We start from the raw sequence: 15,285 nt of genomic DNA on the forward strand, positions 1-15,285 counted from the left end.
ACAGAGACCGAGGGCGGCACCCCGAATCCCTGACAGGGACCGGGGTGCCGCCCTCGGTGCGTCCCGCGCGGCGCGGGGCCGTACGCGGGGCCGTACGGGACTACTCGGGCGGGCCGACGTAGTTGTGGAGGCCCGGGACCGTGAGCGTGCCGCCGAACTGGCCGGCCTGGACGACCTTGACGTTCGAGAAGAACGCGAACGGGACGTTCAGGGGCGGCGGGCTGTTCGGGGTGAACTCGATCGGGATCAGGCCGAAGAGGTTCCCCTTGAGGCTCTCGGTGTACATCGTCACCGTGCCGCCGCGGATCTTGGAGGTGGAGCCCGGGCGGGACTTCAGGTGGGCGACGTTCCCGGTCTTGCCGACCGTCTGGTAGAGGTCCTTGATGTCCAGCGAGTCCGCCGTGAACTTCAGGACCTTCTTCGTCTTGCCGCCTGCCGTCTTCACCTCGACGATGCCGTGGTAATCCAGGCCGTAGAGGGTCAGCAGCGAGCTGTCGAGGTACCAGGGCTCGTCCGGCAGGAGCGGGATGCCCGGCTCCAGCTCGGCGTCGGCCAGCGCCTTGGCGTCGTACGTCGGGCAGGGGAAGGGTTGCTTCCCGTCCGCGTCCTTCGCCTCGTCGGGCTTGTCCTTGTCCTCGTCGGCCTTCTCGCCCGTTTCGTCCTTGGGCGTCTTCGCGGTGTCCTTGACGTCCTCGGACAGCTCCTTGACGTCGACGCCGGCCTTCTTCGCGGCGTCGCGGATCGCGTCCGCGGCCGGGTCGGGGGCGGGCTTCGCCGGAGCGGGCGCCGTCGGGGCGGACTTGGTCGGCGTGGGCGTGGGCGTCGGGGTGGCCGACGGGTGCGCGCCCAGGATCGGGGTGGTGATCCCGTCGACGATGCCCTTGACCTTGTCGCCGATGCCCAGCGGGTCCAGCGGGTTCGGGGTCTTGGACGGGGACGCGGTGGCGGCCGGCGCGGCGGGAGCCGAGGGGGCCGTCTGCTTCGACGCGGAGTCCAGCGCCGACTTGCTGGCGGACGGCTTCGGGGCCGAGGGGGTGGCGCCCGGCTTCGCGGCCTTCGACGCACCCGGCGAGGGGCTCGCGGAAGCCGACGCGTTGGGCGAGGGCGACGTGGACGCCGACGGACTCGGAGAGGCCGACTCCGCGGGTTCGTCGGACCGCGTGACGCACGGGCCGGGCGCGAAGGGGATCTCCTCGTCGGCGAGCGCCAGCTTCGGCGCCATGCCCATCCCGACGAAGACCGCGGTCGGCATGGCCGCCAGCGCCATCGTCTTGCCGACGGGTATCTGGATCTTGTTCAGCAGCGACTTCCGGGGCGCCGCGTGCCGCGGACCCCTTCGTTCACGGGACTCTGCGCTCGGGGTCACGTCCCGCTGCGTCTCGTCACCCCGCACTGTTCCTCCCGCCATCGGCGTGGGCAGTCGTCTCTGTCGCGTGAGCCGTTTCCGTCTCGCGGGGGCCGGGTACTCCCAGGGTGCCGTCCGCGAACTCCTCCGCCTTGGCCGGCGCCGCCTCTTCCGGCTTGCCCGGCGACCACGAGAGCGCGAGGGCTCCGCCGACCAGGGCGAACAGGAAGCCGAGGAAGAAGCCGCCCAGGTTGGACACCGGCAGGGAGACCAGCGCGAGCAGGATCGACGCCACTCCGGCGAAGACCCGGATGCCCTGCTGGAACCAGAGGGCCAGGCCGAGCGTGATCAGCAGGACACCGATGATCAGTGAGCCCGCGCCCGCGGTCGTCGCCATGGCGATGGTGACGTTGCCCAGCCGGAGGTCCGCGTACGGGAAGTACGCGATGGGAATGCCGCCGATGAGAGTGAAGAGGCCCGCCCAGAACGGCCGGACCCCACTCCAGGCGTGGAAGCGGTGGTACACCACGGTGAGCCAAGCGTCGTCTGCGGCGCGAACCGGGGCCTGGGGGTTCATGGACAACAGCTCCCTGGAAAACGGTGGTACGGAGATCTGGGGAAGCCCGGTGGGACGGGCGGCGGCCGGAGCCGCCACCCGCCTCTACCGGTCACGCCCCGGGACGGACTACTTCTCGTCCTGGTAGCACGGCTGGTCGCCGCTGAGCAGGCGCAGCTTGAGGTCGGGCAGTGTGAAGGTACCCGCCGTCGTCGCCCACGCCTTCTGACGCACGTTCGTCAGCACGGCCTTCTTGGCACGCTGGGAGAACAGGGCGCCGTTGGCCACCGTGCCGGCCTGCGGCGCGGTGGGGTGCTTGTCGTCGGCCGCGGAGCCGACCGCGACACCGATGTCCAGGTCGGTGAAGGTGGCGTCGGTGTCGAGCTCGGCGACATCCAGGTAGATGTTGTCCGCGACGGCCGGCTTGCCCTTGTTGCCCGTCCGCAGCTGCATCGTGATGTTGCCGAGGCCCGGAATGGGGGTGACCAGGGACTGGCACATGTTGGTGATCTCGGCGTGACGGAACCCGGAGATGGTGACCGGGTGCGCCGCGTCCTTGCCGTCCAGACCCTTGCCCTTGGCGACGCTGCCGTACTGGAGCAGGTCGTCACCGTCGAGCTTGTCGGCCGAGACCTTGAAGTCCTGGCCGGAGACGCTGAAGGACGCCGCGAGGGCACCCTGCGCCAGACCCACACCGACCGCGGCGGTGGCCGCGATGCTCGGCACCATGACGAGCGCGAAGCGCTTCCATCTGGTCCCGCCACGAACCTGAGAACTCATTATTCGTTCCTCCTTCTCGGACGTACATCTCCGGTCCGGGCCGTACCCGTCCTGGGATGGGAGAAGTGCTACGTCCTCGGGAAGGAGCGCAGGCGGCCGAGCCGCGGCAGAGCCGCGTCCGGTACACCGGCGTTCACCCCCGAGCGACAACCACTGGGTCACGCGTTCGCGCAACCAGGAGGACAGGCTCCGCCGGTGAGGCGAAGACCCCCCTGTCCAGCAGCCGGCACCCCTGGCACCGGCCGGCCCGGTGGGGACCCTACGCCGCGGCTCCGATGAGCGGGACTGCGGGAAGGACCGAGCGTCGCCGATCGTGGTCCATTCCCGGCCGGGGCACAAGGGGGTTCGTTACTGGCGGGTAACGGCAAGATAACCAGGGGTCGACCCGGCGCCATCGGGTGACGACGCTGGGTGTCACCAAGGGCCACGACACACTGGTGGATTTACGAACACACCGGACAGTTCACGGGGTTCCACTTACTGCGAGTAACAGCAGCCGCAATTGCCAAGTTTTGGCAAAGTGCGGCTGCTGTTTATCTACGTGTCAACAAATCGTCGGTACTCCGCCGATCTCCCGGACACCGCGGGTCGAGCCCCTAGAACAGCACCCGCGCGAGCGCCGTACGGGCCGCCCCCACCCGGGGGTCGTCCGCCCCGATGACCTCGAACAGCTCCAGCAGCCGGACCCGTACCGCGTCCCGGTCCGCGCCCGCCGTCACCCGGACCGTGTCCACCAGGCGCCCGAAGGCGTCCTCCACGTGACCGCCGACCAGGTCCAGGTCCGCCGCGGCGATCTGGGCCGCCGGGTCCTTCGGGTTCTCGGCCGCCGCCGCGCGCACGGCCTGCGGGTTCATGTCCTTGACCCGGGCGAGCAGCTCGGCCTGGGCCAGGCCCAGCTTGGCCTCGGTGTTGGCCGGGTCGTCCGCCAGCACGTTCTTGTACGCCTGCACCGCGCCGCCCAGGTCACCGGCGTCCAGCGCGACGACGGCCGCTTCCAGCAGTGCGTCGTACGGTCCCGCCGGGGGCTGCGCCTCACCGGTGGCCGGGGCGCCCGCGGGGCCGCCCTCGGCGTTCGGGTCCACCTCGATGCCGATGATCCCGAAGCGCTCCTCGGCGACCTGGACCAGCTGGGCGAGGGTCGCGCGGATCTCCTGCTCGGGCGCCACGCCCTGGAACAGCGGCAGCACCTGGCCCGCGACCACGGCGAACACGGCCGGAATGCCCTGGATGCCGAACTGCTGCATCAGCATCTGATTGGAGTCGACGTCGACCTTGGCCAGCAGGAGGCGGCCGTTCGCCTCCACGGTCAGGCGCTCCAGCAGCGGGCTGAGCTGCTTGCACGGCTCGCACCACTCGGCCCAGAAGTCCAGGATGACCGGGACCTCGGCGGAGAGCTGGAGGACGTCGCGTTCGAAGCCGGCCTCGTCGACGTCGATCACGAGCGCGGACGGCGGCAAGGCGTCGGCGGACGCGGGCGCGCCGCCCTGGGCGGCCTGCCGGGCCGCGTCGGCACGGGCCTGCTCGGCCTTCGCCTTGGCCTCGCCGGCCGCCTTCACAGCGGCGAGGTCGACGACGCCGCTCATGGACATGTTTCTGGGCTGCATGCGTACATCCTCCCCCGTGTGCGCGCGCGGACGAAAAAGATCGGCCGAAATGCCTTCTTGAGTACCCTCGGTGGTGCGTTGTGGCGCCGGGTCCCCACCTGGCGCCGGTAGCTCTTCGCGTGGTCGTCGCTCTTACGCTACGAGCCGTAGCGTAACTCCCCGCGCCCCTTCGCGCCCCGTGATCTGAACCACAGCATTTCGGGGCCCGCCGCTTTGGCTACCGGCGGGTATGGTCTCGGCCATGCGCAACGCCAGCTCCCCGACCGGACGCACCGGACGCCCCCGCAGCGCCGCCGCGGACGCCGCGATCCTCGCCGCGACGCGGGACGCGCTGGTCGAGCTGGGCTGGTCGAAGCTGACGATGGGCGACGTCTCGACCCGGGCCGGGGTCGCCAAGACCACCCTCTACCGCCGCTGGGCGGGCAAGAACGAGCTGGTGGTGGACGCCGTCGCGGAGCTCTTCGACGCGCTCGAACTCCCCGACCGGGGCTCCCTCGAAGCCGACATAGAGGACGTGGTCCTCCAGTTCGCGGCGCTGCTGCGGCGGCCGGAAGCCCGTACGGCCCTGATGGCGGTCGTCGCCGAGTCCACCCGGGACGAGGCCCTGCGCGACCGGATCCGGTCGGCGATCGTGGACCGGCAGAAACGTCTCGTCGTACTGGGTCGCGAACGGGCGCAGGCCCGCGGCGAACTCCCGCACGAGGAGGACGAGGAGCTCGCCTGCCGCACCACGGACCTGATCTTCGACGTGATCGCGGGCACGGTGGTGCACCGGGCGCTGGTCAGCTCCGAGCCGGTGGACGAGCTCTGGGTGGCCACCTTCACGGCCCTCCTGATGCACGGCCTCCGGGGCCCGGCGCACGCCTGACCCGCGTCCCGCGTCCCGCGGCGAAACGGCGAAGGCCGGCCGCCGGCACCCCGAAGGGGCGCCCACGACCGGCCTTCGCCGCCCGGAGGGGGGTCAGAAGCCCGGCGGCTCCGTGTAGGTGCCCCACTCGTCGCGCAGCACGTTGCAGATCTCCCCGAGCGTGGCCTCGGCGCGCACCGCGTCCAGCATCGCCGGGATCATGTTCGACCCGTCACGGGCGGCGGCCAGCATCGCGTCCAGCGAGGACTTCACCTTCGCGTCGTCGCGCCGCGCCTTGCGCGCCGCCAGGTGCTCCACCTGTACGCGCTCCACCTCGTGGCTGACGCGCAGGATCTCCAGGTCCCCGGTCACCGACCCGTGGTGCACGTTGACGCCGACGACCCGCTTGTCGCCCTTCTCCAGGGAACGCTGGTACTGGAAGGCCGACTCGGCGATCTCCCCGGTGAACCAGCCGTCCTCGATGCCGCGCAGGATGCCCGAGGTGATCGGCCCGATCGGGTGCTGCCCGTCCGGGTGGGCGCGCAGACCGCGCTCCCTGATCTGGTCGAAGATCTTCTCGGCGTCGGCCTCGATGCGGTCGGTGAGCTGCTCCACGTACCAGGAACCGCCCAGCGGGTCGGCCACGTTGGCCACCCCGGTCTCCTCCATCAGCACCTGCTGCGTGCGCAGGGCGATCTCGGCCGCCTGCTCGCTCGGCAGCGCGAGGGTCTCGTCGAGGGCGTTGGTGTGCAGCGAGTTCGTGCCGCCGAGCACGGCCGCGAGGGCCTCGACGGCAGTGCGCACGACGTTGTTGTACGGCTGCTGCGCGGTCAGCGAGACGCCGGCCGTCTGGGTGTGGAAGCGCAGCCACATCGACTTCTCGCTCTGCGCCCCGTACACCTCCTTCATCCAGCGCGCCCAGATCCGGCGGGCGGCGCGGAACTTGGCGATCTCCTCGAAGAAGTCGAGGTGCGCGTCGAAGAAGAAGGAGAGGCCGGACGCGAAGTGGTCCACGTCCAGACCGCGGGACAGGCCCAGCTCCACGTACCCGAAGCCGTCGGCGAGGGTGTACGCGAGCTCCTGCGCGGCCGTCGCCCCGGCCTCGCGGATGTGGTAGCCGGAGACGGACAGCGGCTTGTACGCCGGGATGCCCTTCGCGCAGTACTCCATGAGGTCGCCGATGAGGCGCAGGTGCGGCTCGGGTTCGAAGAGCCACTCCTTCTGGGCGATGTACTCCTTGAAGATGTCCGTCTGCAGCGTGCCGTTGAGCAGGGCCGGGTCCACGCCCTGCCGTTCGGCGGCGACCAGGTACATGCAGAAGGCGGGCACGGCCGGGCCCGAGATCGTCATCGAGGTGGTCACGTCGCCCAGCGGGATGTCCCGGAACAGGACCTCCATGTCGGCGGCGGAGTCTATGGCGACCCCGCAGTGGCCGACCTCGCCCAGCGCGCGCGGGTCGTCGGAGTCGCGCCCCATGAGGGTCGGCATGTCGAAGGCCACGGAGAGCCCGCCGCCGCCGGCGGCCAGGATCATCTTGTAGCGCTCGTTGGTCTGCTCGGCGTTGCCGAAGCCCGCGAACTGGCGGATGGTCCAGGTCCGGCCGCGGTATCCGGTGGCGTGCAGGCCGCGGGTGTACGGGTACTCCCCCGGCCAGCCGATGCGCTCGAATCCCTCGTACGCGTCGCCGGGGCGGGGCCCGTAGACGGGCTCGACGTCATCCCCGGAGAGCGTGGTGAAATCGGCCTCGCGCTTGCGGGCCTTGTCATAGCGGGCCTGCCAGCGGCGGCGGCCCTCCTCGATGGCGTCAGCATCCATACCCATGAATTTACTAGGACGTCCTAGTAAATGTCGATGGGAAACCCCGGGAAGTATCCCCGGGGTACCGGTGCGCGAGCCGCGCTCGAGACACCCCCTAGGCGTCGGCGGTGGCCAGCGCGTCGGTGACCAGCGGCTCGACCTCGGCGCGGACCTTGCGCTCGACGAAGAAGGCGGCCAACGGGATCGTGCCGGAGACCAGCACCCACAGCAGCTTCGGGAACGGCCAGCGGGCCTTGGACCCGAGGTCGAAGGCGAACACCAGGTAGATCATGAACAGCACGCCGTGCACCTGCGAGACCGCCAGGGTCAGGTCGGCGCCGGTGTCGAAGCCGTACTTGAAAACCATGCAGGTGCAGAGGATCAACAGCATGACCGCGGTCAGATAGGCCATGACCCGGTAGCGGGTCAGCACGCTCTTCTTCATGCCGACGAGCCTAACCGTCCGTTTTGCTCGATCTTGACGGGGGCCCCGCGACCGCGGACCTACTCCTCGAAGTCCGCGGCGGCGACCCGCAGCGGCCGCAGGAGCGCGAAGATCTCCTGGCATTCCTCGGCGTCGTACGCGCGCAGCCCGAAGTCGATCGCCATCAGGTCCTCCGTCGCCGCCTCGACGACCTCGCGGCCCTTGTCCGTGATGGAGGCGAGCGTGCCGCGGCCGTCGTTCGGGTTCGGCCGCTTGGCCACGAGCCCGGAGCGCACCAGGCGGTCCACCGTGTTCGTCACCGACGTGGGGTGGACCATCAGCCGCTCGCCGATCTTCGACATCGGCAGCTCGCCGGCCTTGGAGAAGGTGAGCAGCACCAGCGCCTCGTACCGCGCGAAGGTCAGCCCGTACGGCTTGACCACCGCGTCGACCTCGCCGAGCAGGATCTGGTGCGCGCGCATGATCGAGGTGATGGCGGCCATCGAGGGCACCGGTCCCCAGCGGCGCTGCCAGAGCTCGTCGGCGCGGGCGATGGGGTCGAAGGGGAGGCTGAGCGGCTTGGACACGCACCCGACCCTACCGGGCGGTCATTTGGCGGCGGGCCCCGTCTCATTCTTCGGTCGGCCGTCCCGCGGGCCCGCGGACCGCAGTGCGGCGAGGAGGAGCAGGACCACCGCCGTGCCGAGCACGCCCGCGCCCGCGACGACCACGTGCACCGGCAGGAACTCGGCGGCCAGCCCGGCCAGGGCCATGCCGACGCCCTGGAGGGTCATCAACCCGGTGCTCAGCAGGGTCATCGCCCGGCCGCGCAGCCCGTCGGGGACGGCGTCGACGTACCACTGGTCGAGGCCGAGGGTGTACGCGTGCGCGAGCCCGGCGAGCAGCAGGGCGGCGAGTACGGCCACCACCCCGGGCCGGGCCGCGTACACGAGCAGCGGCAGCGGGCCGACGGCCGCGAGCGGGGCCACGAGCCGGGAGCGGGTGCGCGGACCGAGCGCCGAGCCGGCCCACAGTTCACCCGCGATGGTGCCGACGGGCAGCGCGCACATCATCACGCCCAGGGCCGCGGTGCCGGCTCCGATGCCGTCGGCGTACGGCGCGAGCAGCGCCTCGGGGGCGATGACGAAGACGGGCGGCAGCCAGAACAGCAGCGTCAGGGCGCGCAGCCGGCGATCGCCGAGGACGGCGCGCGTCCCGGCGAGCGGGGAGGTGCGCTCGGCGGCGGCCCGGGCCGGCCGCTCCGCCGTGCCGAAGCGCAGCAGCAGGGCCGAGCACAGGAATCCGGCGGCGGTCAGCGCGATGGCGGCGCGCGGGGCGAGGAGGGTGAGCAGCAGCCCGCCGAGGCCGAAGCCGATGAGCTGGGCGCTCTGGGCGACCATCCGCATCAGGGAGCGGCCGAGGACGTAGACGTCGCCGGAGCCGAGGATGTCGGCGAGGGAGGCGTTGCGGGTGCCCTGGAAGAGGGGCGCGACGAAGGCCATGGCGCAGCGCAGGACGAGCAGTGCGGCGACGGGGGTGCCGGGCAGGACCATGGCCGCCGCGCAGGCGGCGCAGACCAGGTCGCAGCCGACGAGGACCCGGCGGGCGGGCCTGCGGTCGGCGATCCCGGCGAGGAGGGTGCCGCCGAGGGCGTAGGGGAGGAAGCCGAGGGCGAAGGTGAGCGCGCTCATCAGCGGCGAGCCGGTGGCGCGGAACACGAGGACGGTCAGGGCGATCTCGGCGACGACGATGCCGAGGACGGACAGCAGGTGCGCGGCGAACACGGGCCGGAACTCCCGCACCCGGAAGACGGACCGGTATCCGCCGGCGGCCTCGTTGACGGTGATGGACATGCGGAGAGCCTGTGGGGCTACGGTGGGGGCGGCGCAGTGATTCGGCCTGTGCCGAATCACTGCGCGAGGCCCCGAGGGGGAACGTTGGCCTTTCATTTCCGGTTCGGAGCCGGGGACCTGCTGCGGTGCCGGTTCTCCGTCTCGCCGCGCTGGGAGACGCAGGAGGCGGTGCGGACCCTGCTGCGGCCGGGGCGGCAGCAGTACCACCTGCCCTGGCTGCGGGGCATCCGCGCGGCCGCCGACGGGCTGGACCTGCGGCCGCTGTGGCTGCTGATGCCGCGTGCCGGCCACAACCCGGACTTCCTGGGCCCGCCGCCGCTCGGCCCCTCCGTCACCTTCGAGGAGGAGCTGGCGCGGGTCCGGTCCGCGGCCGGCGCCGATCCGCAGGCCGTACGGGAGGACCTGCGGCGCGCCCTCGTCTGCACCCCGGGGGCCGCCGAGAGCGCCCTCGGGCGGCGGATGCTCGCCGATCCGGCCCGTGCCGTACGGGAGCTGGCCGATCTGTACGAGCAGGCCTGGGCCGCGCTGATCGCCCCGCACTGGCCGCGGCTGCGGGCCCTGCTGGAGGCCGACATCCTCTTCCACTCGCGGCGGCTGGCGGCCGGCGGACTGGAGGCGCTGTTCGACGGTCTCCACCCGGACCTCCGCTGGTCCGACGGGACGCTCACCATCGACCGGCCCGCCCACCACGACCGCTCGCTGGACGGGCAGGGCCTGCTCCTGATGCCGAGCGCGTTCGTGTGGCCGGAGGTGGTCGGCGGGTACGACCCGCCCTGGCAGCCGACGCTCGTGTACCCGGCGCGCGGCATCGGCGCACTGTGGACGGCCTCGGCGGGACCGGCCCCGCAGGCGCTCGCCCGGCTGCTGGGCCGGGGCCGGGCCGACCTGCTGTGCGCGCTCGACGAGCCGGCCTCCACCACCGCGCTGGCCCACCGCCTCGGGCTCGCCCCGGCCACGGTCTCGGCGCACCTGAAGGCCCTGCACGGCGCGGGGCTGCTGATCTCGGCCCGGCACGGCCACCAGATCCTGTACGAGCGCACCCCGCTCGCCATCGCCCTGACGACGGGCAGTGCGCCCCGGACGTAGGCGCGTCCGGGGCCGGACGCAGGCACGGCCGGTGTCGCGGGACGGGGGTCACCGACCGTCATGTCACGATGTGCCGGTCTGCAATTCCGCCCTTCCGTGCGCCGACCCTTCGAGGAACCCGGATGCCAGGCCGACCCCGCCCCAGATCCCTCGCCGCCGCGCTCGGCCTCGCGCTGCTGATCGCCGCGGCCCCGGGCTGCGGGAGCGGGGGGTCCGCCCCGTGGCACGTGCCCGCGCAGGCGCCGCCCGAGGCCGAGGCGCCGGCGGTGCCCGCCGGATCCCCGTACTGGGTGGACCCGCAGAGCAACGCGGCCCGGCAGGTCGCCGCCTGGGAGGCACAGGGCCGCAACAGCGAAGCCCAGCTGCTGCGCAGGATCTCGGAGCGGCCCATGGCCCTGTGGGGGCCGGGCGACGACCCCGGCCCCGCGATCCGCCGGGCGGCGCGCGGCGCCAAGGCGGCGGGCCGGGTCCTGGTGCTCACCGCGTACAACATCCCGTACCGCGACTGCGGCCTGCACTCCGCGGGCGGGGCCACCGGCGCCACCGCCTACCGCAACTGGATCGGCTCCTTCGCCGACGCCGTCGGCGACGCCCGGGCGGTGGTGGTCCTGGAGCCGGACGCCGTGCCGCACGTGGTGGACGGCTGCACCCGGGCCGCCCACCACGAGGAGCGCTTGCGGCTCCTGTCCGAGGCCGTCGCCCGGCTGAAGAAGAACCGGAACACCAAGGTCTACCTGGACGCGGGCAATCCGGCCTGGATCCCGGACCCGATGAAGCTCGTCGGGCCCCTCTACGAGGCCGGGCTCGCCCAGGCCGACGGCTTCTCCCTCAACGTCTCCAACTTCCAGCCCGACGCGGCCGGCCGCGCGTACGGCGCCCGGATCTCCGAGGCCACCCACGGCAAGCACTTCGTCATCGACACCAGCCGCAACGGCGAGGGCCCGCTCCCCGGCGGCGGCCACGAGGCCTGGTGCAATCCGCCCGGCCGGGCCCTCGGGACCCCGCCGACCGACAGGACGGGCGACCCGCTCGTCGACGCGTACCTGTGGATCAAGCGGCCCGGCGAATCCGACGGGCCCTGCCGCGGCGGCCCGGCGGCCGGCCGGTGGTGGCCGGACTACGCGCTGGGCCTGGCCGCCCGCGCCCGGGAGTGAGCGCCACCCGCGGGACTACTCCTGCGGCTCGCGCGCCGGAGGGCCCTTCGGCTCCCGCACCCGGATCCACTTCGCCTCCGACGGCGTGCCGTCCGCGTCCGTCACGAACAGCATGTACCAGCCCGGCGGCACCAGCGTCGGGTCCTTCGGCACGTCCACCGTCACCGAGCCGGCCGTCCGCGTCAGCCCGAGCTCGACCGACCGCTGCTCCACGTCCGTGGTGTGCGTGACCGCGCTCGGCCGCATCAGCCGGGCCCGCCGGATCCGCTGCGGGTGCGGGGTCGCGAAGGTGGCCCGCCCGTCCCCGCCGACCTCGGCCGGCCCGGCGCCCAGTACGGGGCGCAGCGCCGGGTCCCGGTACAGGTACGGCGGCGAGTACACCTCCAGCCGGTGCTCGAACTTGCCGAGCCTGGTGTTGTCCTTGTCGGCGTAGAGCGGGTCGGAGCCGAAGGTCGCGATCCGCCCGTCGGGCAGCAGCAGCGCCTCGGAGTGGTAGTTGCGGCCCACGGTCGGATCGGCGGCGGCCACGAAGGAGTCGGTGCGCGGGTGGTAGAACTGCGCCTTGTACACGTCGCTGGCGCCCCGGCCGCGGTAGTCGCGGGAGCCGCCGGTGGTGAACACGGAGTCGTCCGGCAGCAGCACGCTGCTCAGGTACCGGGTGCCCTGCGGCAGCCGCGCCGAGGAGCGGAAGACCGGGTCGTCCTCCTTGAGGTCCACGATCGCGGTCCTGCTCGACGACAGCTTCGACTCGCCGACCCCGCCGCCGCCCAGCACCATCACCCGCTGGTCCTGGGCCGGCGGAAGCAGCACCGAGGAGGAGGTCTCCAGCCGGTCGGGGTCGGCCAGCCCCGCCACCTTCCTGAACGTGTTGGTCTTCAGGTCCCACACGCCGGGCTCGCGCCCCTTGTCGGCCGGGCCGTAGCCCGCGTTGGAGCCGGTGTAGAGCAGCTTGCCGCCCCGCATGAGGAAGAGCGCGGGGTAGGTCGGGAAGTAGCGGGAGGGGCCCCGGGTCCACTTCTTCGTCTTGGGCTCGTAGTACTCGTTGTCGCCGGGGACCACGTCCCCCACGTCGTTGAGCCCGGAGACCGCGAGCACCCGCCCGTCCTGCAGCGCCACCAGCGTCGGGTACCAGCGGGCGTCCTTCATCGGGTCGACGGGGACGTACTTCTCGGCCTTCGGGTCGAACTCGTACGCCGACTTGATGCCCTGGAAGTCCTGCTTCTCGACGCTGAGGCGCTCGGCGAGCCCGTAGACGTTGTCGGCGTCCTTCCCCTGGAGACCGAGGATCCGGTACTGCGCGGCCTCGGTCGTCAGCCCCTCGGCGCCGGCCCGGACCGCCTCGACGAAGACCCGCGCCTCCGAGGCCACCACCTTGCTCCGCCAGGGCTTCAGCCGCCCCTTCTTCCCGTACGTGATCTCGAACTCGTGCTTGGCCTTCGGCACGGTGACGTCGAACTTCGACACGTACTCCACCCCCGACGGGGACCGGAACCGGGTGCCCTTCTTCAGCCGGGCCACCTTGTCGGGGCTCTCGTTCTTGACCCGCATCCCGCCGCCCGCGCGGGTGACCTTCCCGTCGAGGACCTCGTACCGGGCGGTGCCGCCCGCCACCAGCAGCCGCCCGTCGGGCAGTTGGCTGTGGCCCGAGCAGAAGAAGTCCTCCGGCGTCGGGATCTTCTTGAAGCTGTCGTCCTTCGGGTCCCACAGGACGGTGTCGAAGGTGCCCTTGTCGAACTTCTCCTGGTTGTTCCCGGAGCCGGCGATCAGCAGCACCTTGCCCGTGTGCAGCAGGGCCGCGTGCATCGCGTTGATCCGGTACTCCGCGGGGAGCCCGACCAGCCCCCACGAGCCGTACTGGATCTTGTAGCTGGACTGTCCGATCTTGTACGAGTGGTAGCGCTCCTGCGCGAAGGAGAGCGCGGCGGGTGCGTTGAGCGCGGCCAGCACCACCACGGCCCCGGTGCCCAGGACGGTGTTCTTGAACTGCTTCGAAGGCCGGTAGGCCATGGGTCAGTTCCCTCCCGTCGGCGTGGCGAACACCGGCTCCGGCTCCTCGCCCGGCCCGCGGCCGAGCCCGAGGTCCAGGGATCCGGCGGTCCGGGCGGGGGCGGCGGCCCGGCCCCGGCGCTCGCGCAGCAGGGTCCAGGCCCACACGGCCACCGGCGCGAGGGCGATCAGCAGGGCGAGCACCGCCCAGGTGCGCATCGCCGCGTGCGTGTGGCCGAGGCGGACCGAGGCGGCGAGGGAGAGGGCGAGAACGGCGGCCCAGCCGAGGTGGGTCCGGAAGGTGAGCAGCCGGTCGGGGCTGGAGTCGCCGCCCTTGGGGGTGACGACGAATCCGCCCCGGGTGCGCAGCAGGGCCGAGGCGAGCGAGGCGAGGTAGACGGGGGCGCAGACGGCGGACATCGCCATGCCGGCCAGCCCGCCGGAGCCCTCGGGCTCGTGGGGGGAGACGTTGTGGCGGCGGTTCCACAGGTACAGGCCCACCTGGAGGGCGGCGGCGTCGGTGTAGAGCATGAGCCACACCTCGGAGGAGACCTGGGTGCCGGAGGCGCCGAACCACAGGAACAGGACGCAGCTGAGGATGCCGAGGAGCCAGTTGACGGCCGTCATCGGGTAGTAGACGAGCATCAGGGTGTAGTTGAGCGCCCGCCCCGGGGGCATCCGGAAGAAGCCTTTCCCGTACTGCCGGAAAAGGGTCTCGTAGGTCCCGCGCGACCAGCGCAGCTGCTGGGTGAAGAAGTCGGTCCACGAGGCCGGACCCTCGCCGACGGCGAGGACGTCGGGGGTGTAGACGGACCTCCAGAACCGCCCGGTGGCCGGATTGCGCCGACGGTGCAGCTCGAAGCCGGTGGCCATGTCCTCGGTGAGGGAGTCGTAGAGCCCGCCGACCTGTTTGAGGGCGCTGATCCGCACGGCGTTGTTGGTGCCGACGAACATGGGGGCGCCGTAGCGGTTGCCGGCGCGCTGGATCAGGGCGTGGAAGAGGTACTGCTGGGATTCGGCGGCCTTGGTGACGGCGCCGGTGTAGTTGCCGTACACCTGCGGGCCGACGACGAAGGCGATGTCCGGGTCGCGGAAGTAGCCGAGCATCCGCTCCAGGAAGTTCGGCAGCGGGACGTGGTCGGTGTCGACGGAGGCGAAGAACTCGTAGTCGTCGCCGTGCGCGACCAGCCAGGCGTTGTAGTTGCCGTGCTTGGTGCGCTCGCGGTGGGGGCCCTCGCGGGTGTTCCAGCCGGCGACGCCCTTGCGGGTGAAGTGCCGGACGCCGAGCTCCGCGCACAGGGCCCGGACCTCGGGGTCGTCCCCCTCGTCGAGCAGCCATACGTCGAGCGGGCCGTCGTGCCGCAGGGCGACCGCGCCCAGGAGGGTGCCCCGCACCATGGCGATCGGCTCTTTGCCGGGGACGTACGTGGTCAGGAAGGCGACCTTGGTGCCGGGTTGGGGCGGCACCGGTACGGGGTCGCGGGCGACCATCGTGGCGTGGGCCACCGACAGGACGTTGACCAGCATGAAGAGCATGATCAGCGCGATGGAGCAGAGCATCACGGCGTCGAGCCGGATCAGCCAGCGCTCGCCGCCCTCGCGTACGGTCCGGTGCGTGGGCCAGACGAGGTAGAGCAGCAGCCCGGCCGCGGCGACGGGAGCCAGGGCCATGAGGAGGACGGCGCGTATTCGGGTGCGGAGCTGCTCGCGCGACAACAGCGAGCGGTAACCCACCCGGTAGGCGCCGGCGGTGGGGTCCGGGTCCGTGAACGGACCGGCGAGGCGGCTGTGGGTCTCGTAGTCGAAGCCTTCCGGCCGCACGGCCCCTCCAGTGCTCGAAGCCCAGGGTTATA

The 15,285-nt window shown here is 72.0% G+C and carries 13 protein-coding genes; 3 read left to right on the plus strand and 10 right to left on the minus strand.

The features are described from left to right. Nucleotides 1-100: 100 nt before the first annotated feature. The 4 genes from K7B10_RS14125 to K7B10_RS14140 all read right to left on the minus strand — a co-directional run bounded on the left by K7B10_RS14125 (nt 101) and on the right by K7B10_RS14140 (nt 4,285). Nucleotides 101-1,393, minus strand: coding sequence for a hypothetical protein (locus tag K7B10_RS14125; RefSeq protein ID WP_229336410.1), 1,293 nt, complete (start codon nt 1,391-1,393; stop codon nt 101-103). After that, complete coding sequence (locus K7B10_RS14130; protein WP_229336411.1) at nt 1,383-1,922, minus strand: DUF6114 domain-containing protein; 540 nt, start codon at nt 1,920-1,922, stop codon at nt 1,383-1,385. Before K7B10_RS14130 ends, K7B10_RS14125 begins: the two co-directional genes overlap by 11 nt. Before the next feature lie 108 nt (nt 1,923-2,030). Continuing rightward, complete coding sequence (locus K7B10_RS14135) at nt 2,031-2,681, minus strand: DUF6230 family protein (protein WP_229336412.1); 651 nt, start codon at nt 2,679-2,681, stop codon at nt 2,031-2,033. 596 nt (nt 2,682-3,277) lie between these two features. Next, entirely contained in the window at nt 3,278-4,285 is a 1,008-nt protein-coding gene (locus K7B10_RS14140) for a tetratricopeptide repeat protein (RefSeq protein ID WP_229336413.1), read from the minus strand. A 241-nt stretch (nt 4,286-4,526) separates the two neighbouring features. On the opposite strand from K7B10_RS14140, the gene K7B10_RS14145 reads away from it, so the two are divergent. Then, on the plus strand, nt 4,527-5,153 hold the full coding sequence (locus K7B10_RS14145; protein WP_229336414.1) for a TetR/AcrR family transcriptional regulator: 627 nt from the start codon (nt 4,527-4,529) through the stop codon (nt 5,151-5,153). A 93-nt stretch (nt 5,154-5,246) separates the two neighbouring features. On the opposite strand, the gene icmA is transcribed toward K7B10_RS14145, so the two are convergent. The 4 genes from icmA to K7B10_RS14165 form a co-directional block, all read right to left on the minus strand. Continuing rightward, entirely contained in the window at nt 5,247-6,947 is a 1,701-nt protein-coding gene (icmA, locus tag K7B10_RS14150) for a coenzyme B12-dependent isobutyryl-CoA mutase large subunit (RefSeq protein ID WP_229336415.1), read from the minus strand. Between the two features lie 97 nt (nt 6,948-7,044). Beyond that, nucleotides 7,045-7,374, minus strand: a complete 330-nt coding sequence (locus K7B10_RS14155; protein ID WP_229336416.1) for a DUF3817 domain-containing protein — start codon at nt 7,372-7,374, stop codon at nt 7,045-7,047. A gap of 59 nt (nt 7,375-7,433) precedes the next feature. Continuing rightward, complete coding sequence (locus K7B10_RS14160) at nt 7,434-7,940, minus strand: MarR family winged helix-turn-helix transcriptional regulator (RefSeq protein ID WP_229336417.1); 507 nt, start codon at nt 7,938-7,940, stop codon at nt 7,434-7,436. Nucleotides 7,941-7,961: 21 nt separating this feature from the next. Then, nucleotides 7,962-9,206: an MFS transporter gene (locus K7B10_RS14165; RefSeq protein WP_229336418.1), complete on the minus strand. Its 1,245-nt coding sequence runs from the start codon at nt 9,204-9,206 to the stop codon at nt 7,962-7,964. A gap of 84 nt (nt 9,207-9,290) precedes the next feature. On the opposite strand from K7B10_RS14165, the gene K7B10_RS14170 reads away from it, so the two are divergent. Both K7B10_RS14170 and K7B10_RS14175 read left to right on the plus strand, forming a co-directional pair. After that, nucleotides 9,291-10,292, plus strand: coding sequence for an ArsR/SmtB family transcription factor (locus K7B10_RS14170; RefSeq protein ID WP_229336419.1), 1,002 nt, complete (start codon nt 9,291-9,293; stop codon nt 10,290-10,292). Nucleotides 10,293-10,414: 122 nt separating this feature from the next. Continuing rightward, the gene (locus tag K7B10_RS14175; RefSeq protein WP_229336420.1) at nt 10,415-11,446 is read left to right on the plus strand and encodes a glycoside hydrolase family 6 protein; all 1,032 of its coding nucleotides are present in this window, start codon (nt 10,415-10,417) and stop codon (nt 11,444-11,446) included. A 15-nt stretch (nt 11,447-11,461) separates the two neighbouring features. On the opposite strand, the gene glxA is transcribed toward K7B10_RS14175, so the two are convergent. Both glxA and K7B10_RS14185 read right to left on the minus strand, forming a co-directional pair. Next, complete coding sequence (gene glxA / locus K7B10_RS14180; RefSeq protein ID WP_229336421.1) at nt 11,462-13,453, minus strand: radical copper oxidase GlxA; 1,992 nt, start codon at nt 13,451-13,453, stop codon at nt 11,462-11,464. A 3-nt stretch (nt 13,454-13,456) separates the two neighbouring features. Then, a complete protein-coding gene (locus K7B10_RS14185; protein WP_229336422.1) occupies nt 13,457-15,253 on the minus strand; it encodes a glycosyltransferase family 2 protein in 1,797 nt (598 codons plus the stop codon). Between the last annotated feature and the right edge of the window lie 32 nt (nt 15,254-15,285).

The sequence above is a fragment of the Streptomyces flavotricini genome (genome assembly GCF_020639365.1).
Taxonomy (GTDB): Bacteria; Actinomycetota; Actinomycetes; order Streptomycetales; family Streptomycetaceae; genus Streptomyces; species Streptomyces flavotricini.